This is a genomic window from Pseudomonas kribbensis (assembly GCF_003352185.1).
GTDB classification, from domain to species: domain Bacteria; phylum Pseudomonadota; class Gammaproteobacteria; order Pseudomonadales; family Pseudomonadaceae; genus Aquipseudomonas; species Aquipseudomonas kribbensis.
Window position 1 is genome coordinate 2,139,259 of sequence record NZ_CP029608.1, and the last position, 16,280, is coordinate 2,155,538.

At 59.2% G+C, this 16,280-nt stretch carries 17 protein-coding genes; 3 read left to right on the forward strand and 14 right to left on the reverse strand.

Annotated features, from left to right (window positions below):
- Positions 1-65: 65 nt before the first annotated feature.
- The 8 genes from ccoP (DLD99_RS09950) to ccoN (DLD99_RS09985) all read right to left on the reverse strand — a co-directional run bounded on the left by ccoP (DLD99_RS09950) (position 66) and on the right by ccoN (DLD99_RS09985) (position 6,965).
- On the reverse strand, positions 66-1,049 hold the full coding sequence (ccoP, locus tag DLD99_RS09950) for a cytochrome-c oxidase, cbb3-type subunit III (protein WP_085711941.1): 984 nt from the start codon (positions 1,047-1,049) through the stop codon (positions 66-68).
- The gene (locus DLD99_RS09955; RefSeq protein WP_003175465.1) at positions 1,046-1,231 is read right to left on the reverse strand and encodes a CcoQ/FixQ family Cbb3-type cytochrome c oxidase assembly chaperone; all 186 of its coding nucleotides are present in this window, start codon (positions 1,229-1,231) and stop codon (positions 1,046-1,048) included. Before DLD99_RS09955 ends, ccoP (DLD99_RS09950) begins: the two co-directional genes overlap by 4 nt.
- Before the next feature lie 5 nt (positions 1,232-1,236).
- Positions 1,237-1,845 carry a cytochrome-c oxidase, cbb3-type subunit II gene (gene ccoO, locus DLD99_RS09960; protein ID WP_007905434.1) on the reverse strand — a complete coding sequence of 203 codons (609 nt, stop codon included), beginning with the start codon at positions 1,843-1,845 and terminating at the stop codon, positions 1,237-1,239.
- On the reverse strand, positions 1,845-3,287 hold the full coding sequence (gene ccoN / locus DLD99_RS09965) for a cytochrome-c oxidase, cbb3-type subunit I (RefSeq protein ID WP_085711942.1): 1,443 nt from the start codon (positions 3,285-3,287) through the stop codon (positions 1,845-1,847). The genes ccoO (DLD99_RS09960) and ccoN (DLD99_RS09965) overlap by 1 nt, the downstream gene beginning before the upstream one ends.
- A 481-nt stretch (positions 3,288-3,768) precedes the next feature.
- Complete coding sequence (ccoP, locus tag DLD99_RS09970; RefSeq protein ID WP_114882057.1) at positions 3,769-4,722, reverse strand: cytochrome-c oxidase, cbb3-type subunit III; 954 nt, start codon at positions 4,720-4,722, stop codon at positions 3,769-3,771.
- Positions 4,719-4,916 (reverse strand): cbb3-type cytochrome oxidase subunit 3, encoded by a 198-nt coding sequence (locus DLD99_RS09975; RefSeq protein WP_085690240.1) that lies wholly within the window; start codon positions 4,914-4,916, stop codon positions 4,719-4,721. Before DLD99_RS09975 ends, ccoP (DLD99_RS09970) begins: the two co-directional genes overlap by 4 nt.
- A 5-nt stretch (positions 4,917-4,921) precedes the next feature.
- On the reverse strand, positions 4,922-5,530 hold the full coding sequence (gene ccoO, locus DLD99_RS09980) for a cytochrome-c oxidase, cbb3-type subunit II (RefSeq protein WP_085700207.1): 609 nt from the start codon (positions 5,528-5,530) through the stop codon (positions 4,922-4,924).
- Positions 5,531-5,540: 10 nt separating this feature from the next.
- Complete coding sequence (ccoN, locus tag DLD99_RS09985; RefSeq protein WP_011333291.1) at positions 5,541-6,965, reverse strand: cytochrome-c oxidase, cbb3-type subunit I; 1,425 nt, start codon at positions 6,963-6,965, stop codon at positions 5,541-5,543.
- A gap of 95 nt (positions 6,966-7,060) precedes the next feature.
- On the opposite strand from ccoN (DLD99_RS09985), the gene DLD99_RS09990 reads away from it, so the two are divergent.
- Both DLD99_RS09990 and DLD99_RS09995 read left to right on the forward strand, forming a co-directional pair.
- Complete coding sequence (locus DLD99_RS09990) at positions 7,061-7,741, forward strand: alpha/beta family hydrolase (RefSeq protein ID WP_114882058.1); 681 nt, start codon at positions 7,061-7,063, stop codon at positions 7,739-7,741.
- 938 nt (positions 7,742-8,679) lie between these two features.
- On the forward strand, positions 8,680-9,039 hold the full coding sequence (locus tag DLD99_RS09995; protein ID WP_114882059.1) for a DUF6124 family protein: 360 nt from the start codon (positions 8,680-8,682) through the stop codon (positions 9,037-9,039).
- 75 nt (positions 9,040-9,114) lie between these two features.
- Here DLD99_RS09995 and DLD99_RS10000 read toward each other — a convergent pair whose 3' ends face one another.
- The 3 genes from DLD99_RS10000 to inhA form a co-directional block, all read right to left on the reverse strand.
- The gene (locus tag DLD99_RS10000) at positions 9,115-10,680 is read right to left on the reverse strand and encodes a methyl-accepting chemotaxis protein (RefSeq protein ID WP_085711948.1); all 1,566 of its coding nucleotides are present in this window, start codon (positions 10,678-10,680) and stop codon (positions 9,115-9,117) included.
- Between the two features lie 102 nt (positions 10,681-10,782).
- On the reverse strand, positions 10,783-11,574 hold the full coding sequence (locus tag DLD99_RS10005) for a CPBP family intramembrane glutamic endopeptidase (protein WP_114882060.1): 792 nt from the start codon (positions 11,572-11,574) through the stop codon (positions 10,783-10,785).
- A gap of 235 nt (positions 11,575-11,809) precedes the next feature.
- The gene (gene inhA, locus DLD99_RS10010) at positions 11,810-12,496 is read right to left on the reverse strand and encodes an isonitrile hydratase (protein WP_114882061.1); all 687 of its coding nucleotides are present in this window, start codon (positions 12,494-12,496) and stop codon (positions 11,810-11,812) included.
- Between the two features lie 88 nt (positions 12,497-12,584).
- On the opposite strand from inhA, the gene DLD99_RS10015 reads away from it, so the two are divergent.
- Positions 12,585-13,568 (forward strand): GlxA family transcriptional regulator, encoded by a 984-nt coding sequence (locus DLD99_RS10015; protein ID WP_114882062.1) that lies wholly within the window; start codon positions 12,585-12,587, stop codon positions 13,566-13,568.
- Here the strand turns inward: DLD99_RS10015 and DLD99_RS10020 are convergent.
- From DLD99_RS10020 to DLD99_RS10030, 3 genes are all read right to left on the reverse strand, one after another.
- Complete coding sequence (locus tag DLD99_RS10020; protein WP_114882063.1) at positions 13,537-14,436, reverse strand: alpha/beta fold hydrolase; 900 nt, start codon at positions 14,434-14,436, stop codon at positions 13,537-13,539. The two genes, DLD99_RS10015 and DLD99_RS10020, sit on opposite strands and share 32 nt — an antisense overlap.
- Before the next feature lie 61 nt (positions 14,437-14,497).
- Positions 14,498-15,580 carry a hypothetical protein gene (locus DLD99_RS10025; RefSeq protein WP_114882064.1) on the reverse strand — a complete coding sequence of 361 codons (1,083 nt, stop codon included), beginning with the start codon at positions 15,578-15,580 and terminating at the stop codon, positions 14,498-14,500.
- A gap of 73 nt (positions 15,581-15,653) precedes the next feature.
- Complete coding sequence (locus DLD99_RS10030) at positions 15,654-16,043, reverse strand: hypothetical protein (RefSeq protein ID WP_114882065.1); 390 nt, start codon at positions 16,041-16,043, stop codon at positions 15,654-15,656.
- Positions 16,044-16,280: the final 237 nt, after the last annotated feature.

Consider the following 16,280-nt stretch of genomic DNA (forward strand, 5'->3'; position numbering starts at 1 on the left):
GCCGGAATGCAAAAGGCCCCGCCGGTTCTCACTGGCGGGGCCTTTGTTTGCTTCAAGCGTTGGCCTTACTGGGCCTCGGCTTCCGGTGCTTTTTCACCATGGGACAGGCTGTAAACATAAGCCGCCAGCAGGTGAACCTTGTCGTTGCCTTGCAGCTGTTCCTGAGCAGGCATCTGGCCCTGACGGCCGTAACGGATGGTCTGCTGCAGTTGCGCGAAGCTCGAACCGTAGATGAACGCAGCCGGGTGAGTCAGGTTGGGTGCGCCCATTGCTGGCGTACCTTTGCCTTCCGGACCGTGGCAGGCTACGCAGTTGGCGGCGAACAGTTTCTGGCCGTTGGCCGGATCTGCCTTGGTGCCTTCCGGCAGCTTGCGGCCATCGAGGTTGGTCAGCACGAAGGCCGCCACGTCGGCCACGCCTTGTTCACCGATCACTTCAGCCCAGGCCGGCATCACCGCGTGACGACCGCCCATGATGGTGGTCTTGATGGTTTCCGGCTCGCCGCCCCAGCGCCAGTCGGCGTCGGTCAGGTTAGGGAAACCATAAGCGCCCTTGGCGTCGGAACCGTGACAGACCGAGCAGTTGGAGGCGAACAGACGGCCGCCCATCTTCAGGGCTTGCGGATCCTTCGCGACTTCCTCGATTGGCATCGCAGCGAACTTGGCGAAGATCGGACCGAACTTGGCGTCCGAGCGAGCCATTTCCTTTTCCCACTCGTGAACGCCGGTCCAGCCGGTCTGGCCGTTGGCGAACGGGGTCTGCTTTTCGTTATCGAGGTAGTTGTAGCCCGGCAGCAGACCTTTCCAGCTGCCCAGGCCCGGGTACAGCACCAGATAACCCAGAGCGAACACGATGGTGCCCACGAACAGCATGAACCACCATTTCGGCAGCGGGTTGTCGTACTCCTCGATCCCGTCGAAGGAGTGGCCGACCGTCTCGTCGGTCTGCTCGGTGCGCTGGCCCTTGCGGGTCGACAGCAACAGCCAGGTCAGGGAAAAGATCGTACCGAGACTGAGGACTGTGACGTACAGACTCCAGAATGTAGTCATTCTTTGTTACTCCTAGAAGCTTGCTCGACGTGCTTGATGGCTTCGGGATCATCCGCGAAGGGCAGCAAGGTCGCGTCTTCAAACTCCGACTTGCGCTTGGGGCTGAACACCCACAACGCCAGGCCGATGAAGGCAACCATCACGACAACGGTGCCCAGGCCTCGAATCATCCCGATATCCATCTAGATCACCGTTTGCTTTTGATGATGGTGCCCAGGCCTTGCAGATAGGCCACCAGCGCGTCCATTTCGGTTTTACCCTTCACAGCGTCTTTTGCACCGGCAATGTCTTCGTCGGTGTAAGGGACGCCGAGCGTGCGCAACACTTCCATTTTCTTGGCCGTGTCTTTGCCGTCGAGCTTGTTTTCCACGAGGAACGGGTAAGCCGGCATTTTCGACTCAGGCACGACGTTGCGCGGGTTGTACAAGTGCGCACGTTGCCAGTCATCGGAGTAACGACCGCCGACACGGGCCAGGTCCGGGCCGGTACGTTTGGAACCCCACAGGAACGGGTGATCCCAGACGCTTTCACCGGCGACCGAGTAGTGGCCGTAGCGTTCGGTTTCGGCACGGAACGGACGGATCATCTGCGAGTGGCAGCCGACACAGCCGTTGGCGATGTAAACGTCGCGGCCTTCCAGTTCAAGGGCGGTACGCGGCTTCATGCCTTCGACCGGCTTGTTGGTGACGTCCTGGAAGAACAGCGGAACGATTTGGGTCAGGCCACCGACGCTGACGGCGATGACCATGAAGAAGGCCAGCAGGCCAATATTCTTCTCGACAGCTTCATGCTTCATCAGTGAGCTCCAACTACGGCGATCTTGGCGGCGGCTTCAGCTTCAGCCGGGTCCGAGGCGCGAACGGTGCGCCACACGTTGTAGGCCATCAGGAACATGCCGCTGGCGAAGAACGCACCGCCCAGGGCACGAACGATGTAGCCAGGGTGGCTGGCCTGCAGCGCTTCGACGAACGAGTAGGTGAGGGTGCCGTCGTCGTTGATTGCACGCCACATCAGGCCTTGGGTGATGCCGTTGACCCACATCGAAGCGATGTACAGAACCGTACCGATGGTCGCGAGCCAGAAGTGCGCGTTGATCAGACCCACGCTGTGCATCTGCGCACGGCCGAACAGTTTCGGGATCATGTGGTAGATAGCGCCGATCGAGATCATCGCTACCCAGCCCAGAGCGCCGGCGTGTACGTGGCCGATGGTCCAGTCGGTGTAGTGCGAGAGCGAGTTGACGGTCTTGATCGCCATCATCGGACCTTCGAAGGTCGACATGCCGTAGAACGCCAGCGATACCACGAGGAAACGCAGGATCGGGTCGGTGCGCAGCTTATGCCAGGCGCCCGACAGGGTCATCATGCCGTTGATCATGCCGCCCCAGCTTGGCGCCAGCAGGATGATCGACATGGCCATGCCCAGCGATTGGGCCCAGTCCGGCAGTGCGGTGTAGTGCAGGTGGTGCGGGCCGGCCCAGATGTACAGGGTGATCAGTGCCCAGAAGTGCACGATCGACAGGCGATAGGAGTAGATCGGACGTTCGGCCTGTTTCGGCACGAAGTAGTACATCATCCCCAGGAAGCCGGTGGTCAGGAAGAAACCCACGGCGTTGTGGCCGTACCACCACTGGATCATCGCGTCGGTCGCACCGGCGTAGGCCGAGTAGGACTTGAAGAAGCTGACCGGCAGCGAGGCGTGGTTGACGATGTGCAGCATCGCCGTCACGACGATGAACGCGCCGTAGAACCAGTTACCGACGTAGATGTGTTTGGTCTTGCGCTTGGTGATGGTGCCGAAGAACACCAGACCGTAGGTGACCCAGACAATGGCCAGCAAAATGGCGAGGGGCCATTCCAGTTCCGCGTATTCCTTGGTGGTGGTGTAACCCAGCGGCAAGGTAATGATCGCGCCGACGATGACCGCTTGCCATCCCCAGAAGGTGAAGGCCGCGAGGCTGTCGGAAATCAGTCGCGTCTGGCAGGTTCGCTGCACGACATAGTAGGAAGTGGCAAACAGTGCACAACCACCGAAGGCGAAAATCACCAGGTTTGTGTGCAACGGGCGCAGGCGTCCAAAGCTCGTCCACGGCAGACCGAAGTTCAACTCCGGCCAGACCAGTTGCGAGGCAATGAAGACACCGAGCCCCATGCCAAGGATCCCCCAGACCACCGTCATGATGGCGAACTGGCGGACTACCTTATAGTTATAAGCAGTCGGACTGATTGCTGTGCTCATTCTAAGGTTCCACGGTTTGGGTGTTTTATTAGGATTAAAATCGGCCGCAAGTATGTAGAAAGCAGGGGGTCAATGCAACGCGCCATGACCTGGGTCAATGCTTTCCAACGCTGATTCTGCGGCCTTTCCATGCGCCGCGTAAGGACAAAATTGCCCTCGGGCAAAATGTCGCAGCGGACGAAAAAAGCGAGGGGTTCCGGTCGGATGTAACGGGGTGTGTTCGAACGCTCGGTTCGGGTGACGGACGGTAATCGGCACGACAGCCGGTATCTACCGGCCTTTGCGGCCATGTCAGTCAGCCGATTCGTTCAACGCCTCGCTCGGGGTCGACCTGGAACCGGCACGGGCCAGTCCGCATCGAGCAAGCGTAGACCCGAATCCGGGGAACCGAAAGGAGAGGGCAAGAAGGGGTGCGACAATGCGTCGCAAAGAGGCTGGAAACTGCCGCACTGGAAACGTGCGGCAGTGTTGTGCTCAATGACTACTGTTTGTTGTCTTCAGTAATCAGTTTTTCTGTATTCAATCCATGGCTCAAGCTGTACACATAAGCGGCCAGCAATTGCACTTTATCGTTGCCCAGCAGCTCGTTCTGAGCCGGCATGTGGCCCTGACGACCATGGCGAATGGTCTGCTCAAGCTGGGTCAGGCTGGTGCCATAGATAAATCCGGCCGGGTGCGTCAGATTCGGCGCACCCATGGCTTCAGTGCCCTGGCCGGTTGCCCCATGACAGGCTACGCACATGGTGCTGAACGTCTGCTGTCCGGCTTGCAGGTCGGCATTGTTGTCCGCCGGCAGTGGCAGCCCGGCCAGCTCGTGACGCACGTAGGCGGCGACGTTTTTCACGCCCGCCTCACCGAGTGACTCGCCCCAGGCCGGCATTGCCGCGATCCGGCCACCCATGATGGTGGTCTTGATCGTCTCGGCACTGCCGCCCCAACGCCAGTCCTGGTCGGCGAGGTTAGGGAAGCCGAAGGCGCCCTTGGCGTCCGAACCGTGGCACACCGAGCAGTTGGAGGCGAACAGACGGCCACCCATTTTCAGCGCCTGCGGATCCTTCGCCACTTCTTCCACCGGCATGGCGGCGAATTTGGCGAAGATCGGCCCGAATTTGGCGTCAGCCTTGCTCATTTCCTTTTCCCACTCGTGGACGCCGGTCCAGCCGTCCTCGTAGCCGGGCAGGATGCCTTTCCAGTTGCCCAGACCCGGGTAGAGGATCAGATAGCCCACGGAAAACACCAGCGTGCCGGCGAACAGCATGAACCACCACTGCGGCAGCGGGTTGTCGTACTCCTCGATGCCGTCGAAGCTGTGGCCCATGGTCTGGTCGACGCTGCCCTTGGTCTCGCCCCGACGGGTGCCGACCAGCAGCCAGGTCAGGCCGATCAGGCTGCCGATGGTCAGTACGCAGATCCACGTACTCCAGAAGGTGGTCATGGCCGGGTACTCCTTGTTTCAGATGCTTGGGTTGGGTCGGGTTGCGGCTCGTCGGCAAACGGCAGCAGGCGCGCTTCGGCGAATTCCGGCGTGCGCTTGCGGTTGAACACCCACAGGGTCAGGCCGACGAAGGCCACGAACACCACGACCGTGCCGAGGCCGCGAATCAGCCCCGCGCTCATTTCTAAGGCCATCTCGATCACCTCTTGCTCTTGATCGCAGTGCCGAGCACTTGCAGGTAGGAGACGAGGGCGTCCATTTCGGTCTTGCCCTTGAGGCTGGCCACCGCGCCGCTGATGTCGTCATCGGTGTACGGCACGCCGAGGGTGCGCATGACCTTGAGCTTGGTTTCGGTGTGGCTGCTGTCGACCGGTTGGGTGACCAGCCATGGGTAGGCCGGCATTTTCGATTCCGGTACGACGTTGCGCGGGTTGTACAAGTGCGCGCGATGCCAGTCATCCGAGTAACGCGAACCGACCCGGGCCAGGTCCGGACCGGTACGTTTCGAGCCCCACAGGAACGGGTGATCCCACACGCTCTCGCCGGCTACCGAGTAGTGGCCGTAGCGTTCGGTTTCGGCGCGGAACGGACGGATCATCTGCGAGTGGCAACCGACGCAGCCTTCGCGGATGTAGATGTCGCGGCCTTCCAGTTGCAGCGCGGTGTAGGGCTTCATGCCTTCCACCGGTTTGTTGGTCACGTCCTGGAAGAACAGCGGGACGATCTGGGTCAGGCCGCCGATGCTCACGGCAAACACCATCAGCAGCATCAGCAGGCCGACGTTCTTTTCAATCGTTTCGTGTTTCATGGCGGACTCCTCAGGCCATCTGCGCGGCAGCAACGACGTCAGCAGGCTGCGAGGCCCGCACGGTGCGCCAGGTGTTGTAAGCCATCAGGAACATGCCGCTGAGGAAGATCGCCCCGCCAATCAGCCGCACGACGAAGCCAGGGTGGCTGGCCACCAGGGTTTCGACGAAGGAGTAGGTCAGCGTGCCGTCCTCGTTCACCGCACGCCACATCAGGCCCTGGGCGATACCGTTGACCCACATCGAGGCGATGTAGAGCACGGTGCCGATGGTCGCGAGCCAGAAGTGCGCGTTGATCAGGCCGATGCTGTGCATCTGCTCTTTGCCGAAGACTTTCGGGATCATGTGGTACAGCGCGCCGATGGAAATCATCGCCACCCAGCCGAGCGCGCCGGCGTGTACGTGGCCGATGGTCCAGTCGGTGTAGTGGGAGAGGGCGTTCACCGTCTTGATCGCCATCATCGGACCTTCGAAGGTCGACATGCCGTAGAACGCCAGCGACACCACAAGGAAGCGCAGGATCGGGTCGCTGCGCAACTTATGCCAGGCGCCCGAGAGGGTCATCATGCCGTTGATCATGCCGCCCCAGCTCGGTGCCAGCAGTACCAGCGACATCACCATGCCCAGCGACTGCGCCCAGTCCGGCAGCGCGGTGTAGTGCAAGTGGTGCGGGCCGGCCCAGATGTACAGGGTGATCAGCGCCCAAAAGTGCACGATCGACAGGCGATACGAATACACCGGACGTTCGGCCTGTTTCGGCACGAAGTAGTACATCATCCCGAGGAAACCGGCGGTGAGGAAAAAGCCTACGGCGTTGTGGCCGTACCACCATTGCACCATCGCGTCGGTTGCACCGGCGTACACCGAGTAGGATTTGGTGAAGCTCACCGGCAGCTCAAGGTTGTTGACGATGTGCAGGATCGCCACGGTGATGATGAACGCGCCGAAGAACCAGTTGCCCACATAAATGTGCTTGGTCTTGCGCTGCATGATCGTGCCGAAGAACACGATGGCGTAGGCGACCCAGACGATGGTGATCAGGATGTCGATCGGCCATTCCAGCTCGGCGTATTCCTTGGAGCTGGTGTAACCCAGCGGCAGGCTGATGGCTGCCAGCAGGATCACCAGTTGCCAGCCCCAGAAGCAGAAGGCGGCGATTTTCGGCGCAAACAATTGCGTCTGGCAGGTGCGCTGCACCGAGTAGAACGAACTGGCGAACAAGGCACAGCCGCCGAACGCGAAGATCACCGCGTTGGTGTGCAACGGGCGCAGGCGTCCGAAGCTGGTCCACGGCAGGTTGAAGTTGAGTTCGGGCCAGACCAATTGAGCCGCGAGAAAAACCCCGAGCCCCATGCCGACGATGCCCCACACCACCGTCATAATGGCGAATTGGCGGACCACCTTGTAGTTGTAGGCGGTACTGATAGAAGTGTTCATGGTTCCCCATCCACGGTTCAGCCGAAGTGAGCGCGCGCAGAAAACGCCGCGAATCCTTCGCCTGGAGTTATAGGCAGACTAAAAGCGAGGCAAGCATGGACAAACAGCACAAGGCCAGTATTGACGGGGATCAATGGGCGCAGTGCCTGCGGGATCACGGGTGGCTTTGGGATGCGGCTGTTGGGGAGGCTTCGGCGACGCTCATTCTCGCGCATGGTGCCGGGGCGCCGATGGATAGCGACTGGATGAACGATATGGCTGGGCGCCTTGCTGGGCTTGGTATCAACGTGTTGCGGTTTGAGTTTCCTTATATGGCGCAGCGGCGGGTTGATGGCAGCAAGCGGCCGCCGAATCCGGCGCCTAAATTGCTCGAATGTTGGCGTGAGGTTTATGGCTTGGTGCGACTTCATGTCGCTGGGGTTTTGGCGGTTGGCGGGAAGTCGATGGGGGGGCGGATGGCGAGTTTGCTTGCCGATGAGCTTGGTGCTGATGCTTTGGTTTGCCTGGGTTATCCGTTTTATGCGGTTGGGAAACCGGAGAAGCCTCGGGTTGAGCATTTGGCTGGGTTGAAGACTCGGACGTTGATCGTGCAAGGCGAGCGGGATGCGCTTGGCAATCGGGAGGCGGGTGAGGCTTACACCTTGTCACCGAGTATTGAGGTGACTTGGCTAGCGGCCGGCGATCATGACCTCAAGCCATTGAAGGTTTCCGGGTTTACCCATGATCAGCATTTGGCCAGCGCCGCGCAGAAAGTGGCTGCGTTTCTCAAGCACTGATCGAGATTTTGAACCGCGTGAAGATCGGCTCCCTTTCCCCTCGCCCCCTTGGGGGAGAGGGCTGGGGTGAGGGGGTAGATCTTGAACGCGACACATTTTTCGATCTGTGTGCATATCCGTTTCTGCGGTAACGGCCACCTAGGGTTTCGCCCTGACGGCGACTCACTTTTTTTACAAACGCCTAAAAAAAGTAAGCAAAAAAACGCTTGCTCCTACGTCCGGCCCACTCGCTAAAGCTCGGGGTTCCTTCGCTCCGGGATTCATCCGGGGGGCATCGCCTACGGTTTGCTTCGCTGCACCTCCTCTCGATGTGTTTGGCTTCGCCAAACGGTCGCTGCGCTCCCACCCCCGGATAAATCCCTCCACTCAGCCTTCCGACGTCGCCCGAAGATCAAAAGCGGTACTCGAGCTAACGCTCATCGTGTTGAGTGGTGAGAAGCGGATGCGGGCTGCTTTTGCTTTCTGTGGGAGCCAGCCTGCTGGCGATGGCGGCCTGACAGCCGACCAGTTCTTGCAGACTGCATGCAATCTCTGTGGGAGCGAAATGCCCGGCCGTTTTTTGCACATAAACGTAATCCAGCAACCATGTTTAAAGTACACGAACCGTTACGCCATAAGGGCTACAACACCTTGCGTCGTTGCCTACGCGTACGCCAGAATCCGCCGGCTTACGCGGCTTGGAGAGGGCTATATCGTTTCCCTGTCACTGAAAAACAGTGATCGGGTTTGGTAGCTCGTTTTCTTGACAGCTGTGTGGCGTCACCTTATGCAGTCTCATTTTTTGGGCTGCGTTTTATATGGTGGCCATGCGTGGGGCTCCTTCGGGGGCGCCGGGGGTTTCTCTGTCTTGACCGGTCTACCAACCCACGTGTGGCCGCCACCCTTCGTTTGGTAGCGAAAGTGACGGCTCTTCAATTCTTTCAAGATGGAGAGTCCTTATGTTCAAAATCACGCCCAACCCACCAGAAACCGATCCAACCACCAACGACCCCGCGCTCGAATCCCAAAAGACAAAAGAAGCCGCCGACCGCGCACTCGACTTTTACCTCGGCCCCGAAATCCCGAAGTACTTCCCACCCAAGGCTCGCCCCATCTACATGGTCGATCCCACGCTTGATGACGAAACGCTGCTTGTCGAAGCCAGTGAATCGCTGTCGTCGGCCAACGCCATGGCCGGCAATATCGCCAATTCGGTGAAAGGCCCGGAGCGCAAACCGCTGCTGGCGCTGCAACAGCTGATCATGTTGAACGAGTTGCTGGTGAATCGGTTGCTGGACAAGCTTCGGTTGCCGCAATAGTCGTCAATCGCAGGAAATAACAAACAAAAACCCCGGAAGCTTTCGCTGTCCGGGGTTCCTTTATTGCCAGAGCAATCAACGGTTAAACCGCTCCACCAACGAATACTGCGTATTAGCCGTCTTGGTCAGCTCTTCACTCAGCAACGCCGAGTTATGCGCCTGTTCCGAGGTCTGGTCCGCCAGTTCCGAGATGTTGCTGATGTTGCGGCTGATTTCTTCAGCCACGGCACTTTGCTCTTCGGTCGCGGCGGCGATCTGGGTGGTCATGTCGGTGATGTTGGCCACCGCTTCGCTGATGCCCACCAGTGCCTGATCCGCTTCCAGCACCCGTGCGACACCTTCTTCCGCCTGGCGATGGCCGGCTTCCATGGTTTGTACGGCGCTGGATGCGGTCTGTTGCAGCTTGGCGATCAGGGCGTGGATCTGCCCGGTGGATTCGCTGGTGCGTTGTGCCAGTTGGCGGACTTCGTCGGCGACCACGGCAAAACCACGGCCCATCTCGCCGGCCCGCGCTGCTTCAATCGCGGCGTTGAGTGCGAGCAGGTTGGTCTGGTCGGCGATGCCTTTGATCACGTCGACCACGCCGCCGATTTCGTCGCTGTCCTTGGCCAGTTGGGTCACGGTCAGGCCGGTTTCACCCACGACTACGGACAGACGCTGGATGGCTTCGCGGGTTTCGCCGGCGATGTCGCGGCCGCGGCCGGTCAGGCGGTTGGCTTCCTGGGTGGCGTCGGCGGTGCGTTGCACGTGGCTCGCCACTTCTTGCGTGGTGGCGGCCATCTGGTTGACGGCGGTGGCGACCTGTTCGGTTTCCACACGCTGACGTTCCAGACCGCTGGAGCTGTTGTGCGCCAGGGCGTCGGACTGTTTGGCCTGATCGGTCAGGTGCTCGGCGGTGTCCTGCAGACGGGTCAGGCAGGTTTTCAGGCGGGCTTCCTGGCTGAGGATCGACATTTCCAGACGCGCCTGGGCGCCACGGCTGTCGGTGTACATTTGCGCGATCAACGGGTCGGACGTGGTCTGCTCGGCCAGACGCAGCAGGCGCTTGAGCCCGCGTTGTTGCCATTGCAGGCCCAGCAGGCCCAGCGGCACCGACAGGCCGGCGGCGAGGGCGAAGCCCCACTGCGAGTTCAGGGTGGCGCCGATCATGAAGCTCAACTGGCTGACCAGAATGAACGGCAGCCAGTCCTGCACGATCGGCAGCCATTTGTCGCTCGAAGGGATCGCCGACTTGCCCTGGTTGATGCGTTGGTAGAGCGCTTCGGCACGGCGGATCTGTTCGGCGGACGGCTTGACCCGCACCGACTCGTAACCGACCACCTGACTGCCATCGAACACCGGCGTTACATAGGCGTTCACCCAGTAATGATCACCGGTCTTGCAGCGATTCTTGACAATGCCCATCCATGGCAAGCCTTGTTTCAGTGTGCCCCACATGTGCGAAAACACCGCAGCCGGGACGTCGGGGTGACGAACCAGGTTGTGCGGCGCACGGATCAGTTCCTCACGCGAAAACCCGCTGATTTCGACGAAAGCGTCGTTGCAGTAAGTGATCACGCCTTTGGCGTCGGTTGTGGAAATCAACCGTTGCTGAGCCGGGAAAGTCCGTTCGCGTTGTGTAATGGGCTGGTTATTACGCATGGTTTTTCAATCCGCAAGGCTTTGAAAGGTTGTCGGCGGGGTCGGCGATTTGTTGAAGTTTTTTTTCATTTATAAGTACGGCGTCGCAAAACGGGGCTTGCCTCAGCCCGCAAGCATCGGATAAGTGAACAGGCCGAAATGCAGCAGGTTCAGACCAAAGTGCGTGGCGATCGCTGCAGCAAGCCCGCCAAACCGGTAGGCCAGACCATAGCCGACACCCGCCAGGCCCGCCAGCAACACCCATTGCCAGCCGGCGCCCACATGCACCAGGCCGAACAGCAGGGACGCCAGCAACAGCGCGAGATTTTCGCCGTAGGGCAGGTGTTTGAATTGCCGACTCAAGCCGCCCTGTATATAGCCGCGAAACAGCGCTTCTTCGACCAGCGTCACCAGCAGCAGGTTGTTCAGTACCCACAGCCACGCCTGATCCGGCCATTTCGGCGCCCAGGTGATCATGCCCAGCAACACCGCGCCGCCCAGCGCCAGAATCACGCTCAACGTCAGTGCCAGCGCGGTGGCGTACACGGTCAGGCGCAACGAGCGCCGCGCGACAATCCACGGGCAGACCAGCAACAGCCAGAAGCCGATCAGTGGTTTGTCCAGATTCACGAACATCGAGAACGGCACGGCATTGTCGGTGAAGCGCTGCGCCGGGATGGCCCGGCCGTTGTAGAAGCCTGGCAGCCAGTGCATGGCCAGCGCCACGGCCAGCACGATAAACAGGCCATGACCGAGAAAACGCCCGACCGGCACGGTTTGCTGGCGCACGGCGTAACCGGCGAAAACCAGCAGTGCAATGGAGATCAGCGCCAGCCAGCCGAGCTGTCCGAAACTCAGCGCCAATCCGTAACCAAGGCTGAGAAGCCCGAGATAGAGCCATGGCAGAGCTGTCATGGAAAGTCCTTGTGCACGATTTGTGGACAGGCTTTCTACACGGGTGGGGGCGAGGGGACAAGTGAAGGTGTAGGGGAAGTCAGGGACAGCGCCAATCCGTGGTGAAGGAGGGCAAGTAACCCATGTGGGAGCGAGCCTGCTCGCGATGGCGGTGGGTCAGTTGCACAAAAATTAACTGACACGCCTTCATCGCGAGCAGGCTCGCTCCCACGGGGCTTTGTGTTTGGCTGGAATGTCAGCGCAGGTTGAGCTTCGCCGCCGCGCGTTCGGTTATTTCAGTGCGCAGCTTCAACGACGGCGCTGCACGCTTGCGGGCTTCTTCAACAACCGCACTCGGTGCCGTCTCCGGGCTACCGGAATCAAACGGCGGCGCCGGCGCATATTCCAGCTGCAACTGCACCAGTTGCGCCGTGTCGGCACCGACCAGTTCCTGCGCCAGTGTCAGGGCAAAATCGATCCCGGCCGTGATGCCGCCCCCGGTAAACAGATTGCCGTCACGCACCACCCGATCCTTCACCGGAATCGCGCCGAGGGTCGACAGTAACTCGTGATAAGCCCAGTGCGTGGTAGCCCGTTTGCCCTGCAACAGACCCGCCGCGCCGAGCACCAGCGAACCGGTGCAAACCGACGTAACGTACCGAGCCTGTGCCGCTTGCGACCTGATGAAGTCCAGCGTCTGCTCATCCTCCATCAACGGTCCGACCCCGGCGCCGCCGGGCACGCAGATCACGTCCAGATCAGGACAATCCTCGAAGGTTGTGGTCGGTTTCAGCAGCAGCCCGGTGCTGGAAGTCACCGGCACCAGATCCTTCCAGACCAGATGCACCTGCACGTCCGGCAACGAGGCCAGCACGTCATACGGGCCGGTCAGGTCGAGTTGCTGCACCTGGGGAAACAACAGAAAACCGATCTGCAACGCCATGATTCATCTCCGTGAAAAGGGGTGGACGGCTTCACTGTAGGCGCGTAGGTTTTGGCGCATACGCCAATCAGCCCTCGAATTACGCCAAATGCCGAAAACCATCCACGTCCTCGCGTTCGCCAATGTGCAACTGCTCGACGTTACCGGGCCGTTGCAAGTCTTCGCCTCGGCCAACGACATAGCCCGTCAGCAGGGTTTGCCTGCGCCGTACGCGCCAACGGTCATCGCCAGCGGCGGCGGGGCGGTGAACTCTTCTGCCGGGTTGGCGATGCTGGCCGAACCGCTGCCAAAACAGCCCAGCGATACCCTGATCATCGCCGGCGGCTGGGGCGTGTATGCGGCCTCCGAAGATGTCGAGTTGGTGAGTTGGGTGCGCGAACATGCCAGCGGCTGCCGGCGCGTGGCCTCGGTTTGCACCGGTGCATTTCTGCTGGCCGCCAGCGGCTGGCTCGACGGTCGCCGGGTCGTCACCCACTGGACCCGCTGCGAACAACTGGCGAAGCAGCACCCGCGCTTACAGGTCGAACCGAATCCGATCTTCATCAACGACGGCCCGGTCTGGACCTCGGCGGGCGTCACCGCCGGCATCGACCTGGCGCTGGCCATGGTCGAAGACGACCTCGGTCGCGACATGGCCCTGGACGTCGCCCGGCAACTGGTGGTGTTCCTCAAGCGACCGGGCGGGCAGTCGCAATTCAGCGTGACGCTGTCACTGCAAAAACAGGGCAACCGCTTCGACGACCTGCACGCGTGGATCGCCGAACACCTGACCTGCGATCTGGGCATCCCGACCCTCGCCGAACAGGCCGGCATGAGCGAACGCAGTTTCGTGCGCCACTACCGCGCCGACACCGGCCAGACCCCGGCGCGGGCCATCGAATTGATCCGCGTGGAAACGGCGCGCCGGCTGCTGAGTGACACCGGACTGCCGATCAAACGGGTCGCGGCCAATTGTGGATTTGGCAGTGAAGAAACCTTGAGACGCAGTTTCCTGCGGGCCATGGGTGTGACGCCGCAGGCGTATCGGGAGCGGTTTTCGGTCAGCGCCGGAGCAGATCCAGTAATGCCTTGAGTGTTTCATCCGGCGCCTCTTCCGGAATGTTATGCCCGACACCGGCCAGCACCCGCCGCTCGTAAATCCCGGTGAAGTGGTGCGCATCTTCATCGTCTTCGGGTGCCGGTCCGACACCATCATCGGCACCGCACAGCGAAATCGTCGGAACGCTGATCGCCGGTTGTTTCTCCAGCGCCTGCTCCATCCACTCCAGCGCCGGATCGCCCGGCGCATACATGAAGCGATGGCGATAAGAGTGAATCACCACGTCAACAAAATCCGGGTTTTCGAACGCCGGTGCGCTCAGAGGAAAACGCTCGGCGTTCCGCGCCCAGGTCGGCGACCACAACTGCCAGAGCAACTCGCACAGCGCCCGGCGATTCTGCGTCAGCCCTTCAACGCCACGGGGCGTGTGGAAGTAATACTGATACCAGAAGCGATGCTCGGTCTCGGGATCCAGCGGCTGGATCGAATGCGGAATGTCCTGAAGGTTATAGCCATCGCCCGTCACCAACCCGCGCACGCGCTCCGGGAACAACGCCGCCACAATGCACGCCGCCCGACCACCCCAGTCGTAACCGCACAACGTCGCTTGCTCGATACGCAATGCGTCCATCAGATCCAACAAATCCTGAGCCAGCGCCGCCTGCTGGCCGGAACGCAACGTGTCCGGGCTGTTGAAACGGGTCGGCCCGTAACCGCGCAGGTACGGCACGATTACCCGGTAACCCTTGGCGGCGAGGGGCGGGGCGATTTCGTCGTAGGCGCGAGGAGAGTAGGGGAAGCCGTGAAGCAGGATGACCGGCGTGCCGTTTTCCGGGCCGTGATGCTCATAGGCAAGTTCGAGTACGGCCGTTTTTGCTATTTTTTGAAGACACTTGGACATAATCGGTTCCAGAACGCATTGGCATTCTGGAACTCTAGACTACGTTCAGTGGGATTACGGTTTACCCTTCCTTCTCAGTTTCTTTCTTTTTCTCATTTTGGGAAGGAGAGTTAAAGTCAAATGATTTGTACGAGATGATCTTTATGTCTTTTTTGTCAATTTGATATTTGATATTTTTTATCATGATCAAAGCGGCGTCCTCGCCTTTCCAAAGTATCCATGGGTTTGTCAGTGAGCATGTCTGTGGTGTGATTGTTTTAATTTGTTTTTCGTCGAGCTTTTTAAAATAGTCGCATAGTTCATTTTTCATGACTATTTCTTCGGCTCGGAAGCTTCCAAGACCCAGTATGTGCATTACACCTTTAGGTATGGTTGCCAGGCTTTGCGTTGCAACAAAAATTACGAACAGCAAGCCTAAGGCACTCAATGTCGTTTCTATCGCGCCGGTTTTCTTGAAGGATGCAAAAAAGACATTGATAGCTAGAATAATTAATAGACTGAAAAATACGTACATGCGAGCCGTCGTTTCTTTTACTTCCGCATCGCCAATGTTTTCAACACCGTGCAAGGCAATATTGATGACCATCAAGGTGCAAATGCTCATGACAAAGGTATTAAGTAGCAGGGCTATGGTGTTTCTCAGCGGTTTCTCCCCTTTAGAAAATATGATCAGAAACCAAAGCAGCCCGGTGGCCACAAGGGCAATGATGAAATAGGTTCGATATTCGCTGTATAACGCGGCGCCCAAGGCCAGGTTGATAAGGAAGAATAATGCTATACCCTGATTTATAAATATATATTTCAGTCGCTTCGGTTGTTCGTCAGGCAGATCTTTTTCCAACAAATCTTTCCAGGCTAAAGAAGGAAGTATAAATAATCCGGCAACTACAAGTGAGAATCCCACGCCGATTATTAGTGCGGAGAATAGCAGAATTACGGAGTCAGTTAGAGAGATGCGTGGTGTGTAGTTTATGTGGGAGAAGTATATGAAATAAATCAACAGGCCGGTAATGGTGCTCATCGCGTAGTAAGCTTTTCTCTTTTCTTCAGAGAATAGCGACTTCATGAATTCACGTATTTGTTGTTTGACTGTTTCGAGCGAGTCTGTCGATTGGTTTGAAGCGTCTTGTATCGGGGCGTTCATTGCTTAACTTCCGTGTTGGGCTGAGGGGATTTCGGTTTGTTAGGTATGAGAGTTGAAAAAATTAATGCTTGGTTCAAGCCTCGGCTTCCGCCACCTGATTGAAATACTTGCTGCGATCCGGCGTAAACGTCACCACCATTTTCGTTCGCGAGCAGGTCATGACTCGCTCGGAACCCAGATCAATATCCAGATCTTCCCCACGCAACCCCTGCCATTGGGCCAGGTATTTCAGCGATCCGTATTTTTCATTCTTCTTCAGGCTGCGGCTGACGCCACCTTTCCAGCCCAGCACCGGCAGTTCATCGGCACTGCGGCGTTGGGCGAGGTCGGGGAAGCGGGCGGCGCGCTGGCGGCCGATTTCCCAGCATTTGATCAGGCCCTTGTCGGCGGCTTCCCACAGCTCGTCGCGGGTCAGGCCCGTGCGCAGTGGGGAATCGATGGGGCGGTGGATGCGTTGGCTCATTCTGGTTCCTTGAATCGGGTTTTTATTGGACAGCTCCGCTGTGCCCGTTGCGGTGGATGGTAGGGGGGGATGTAACCGCTGGCAACAAGGTATTTCGGGGTGTAAGTGCGAGTTGCGGGCCAAGCGTTACACGGGGTTGGCAGGTTTTTGTAGGCCGTGCCATCAACAAGTTGTATCGAAAGGAATCGATTGTGTGGGCCATCCCTTCAACCGCAAGGCTCGGGGGTGTTTGCCGCT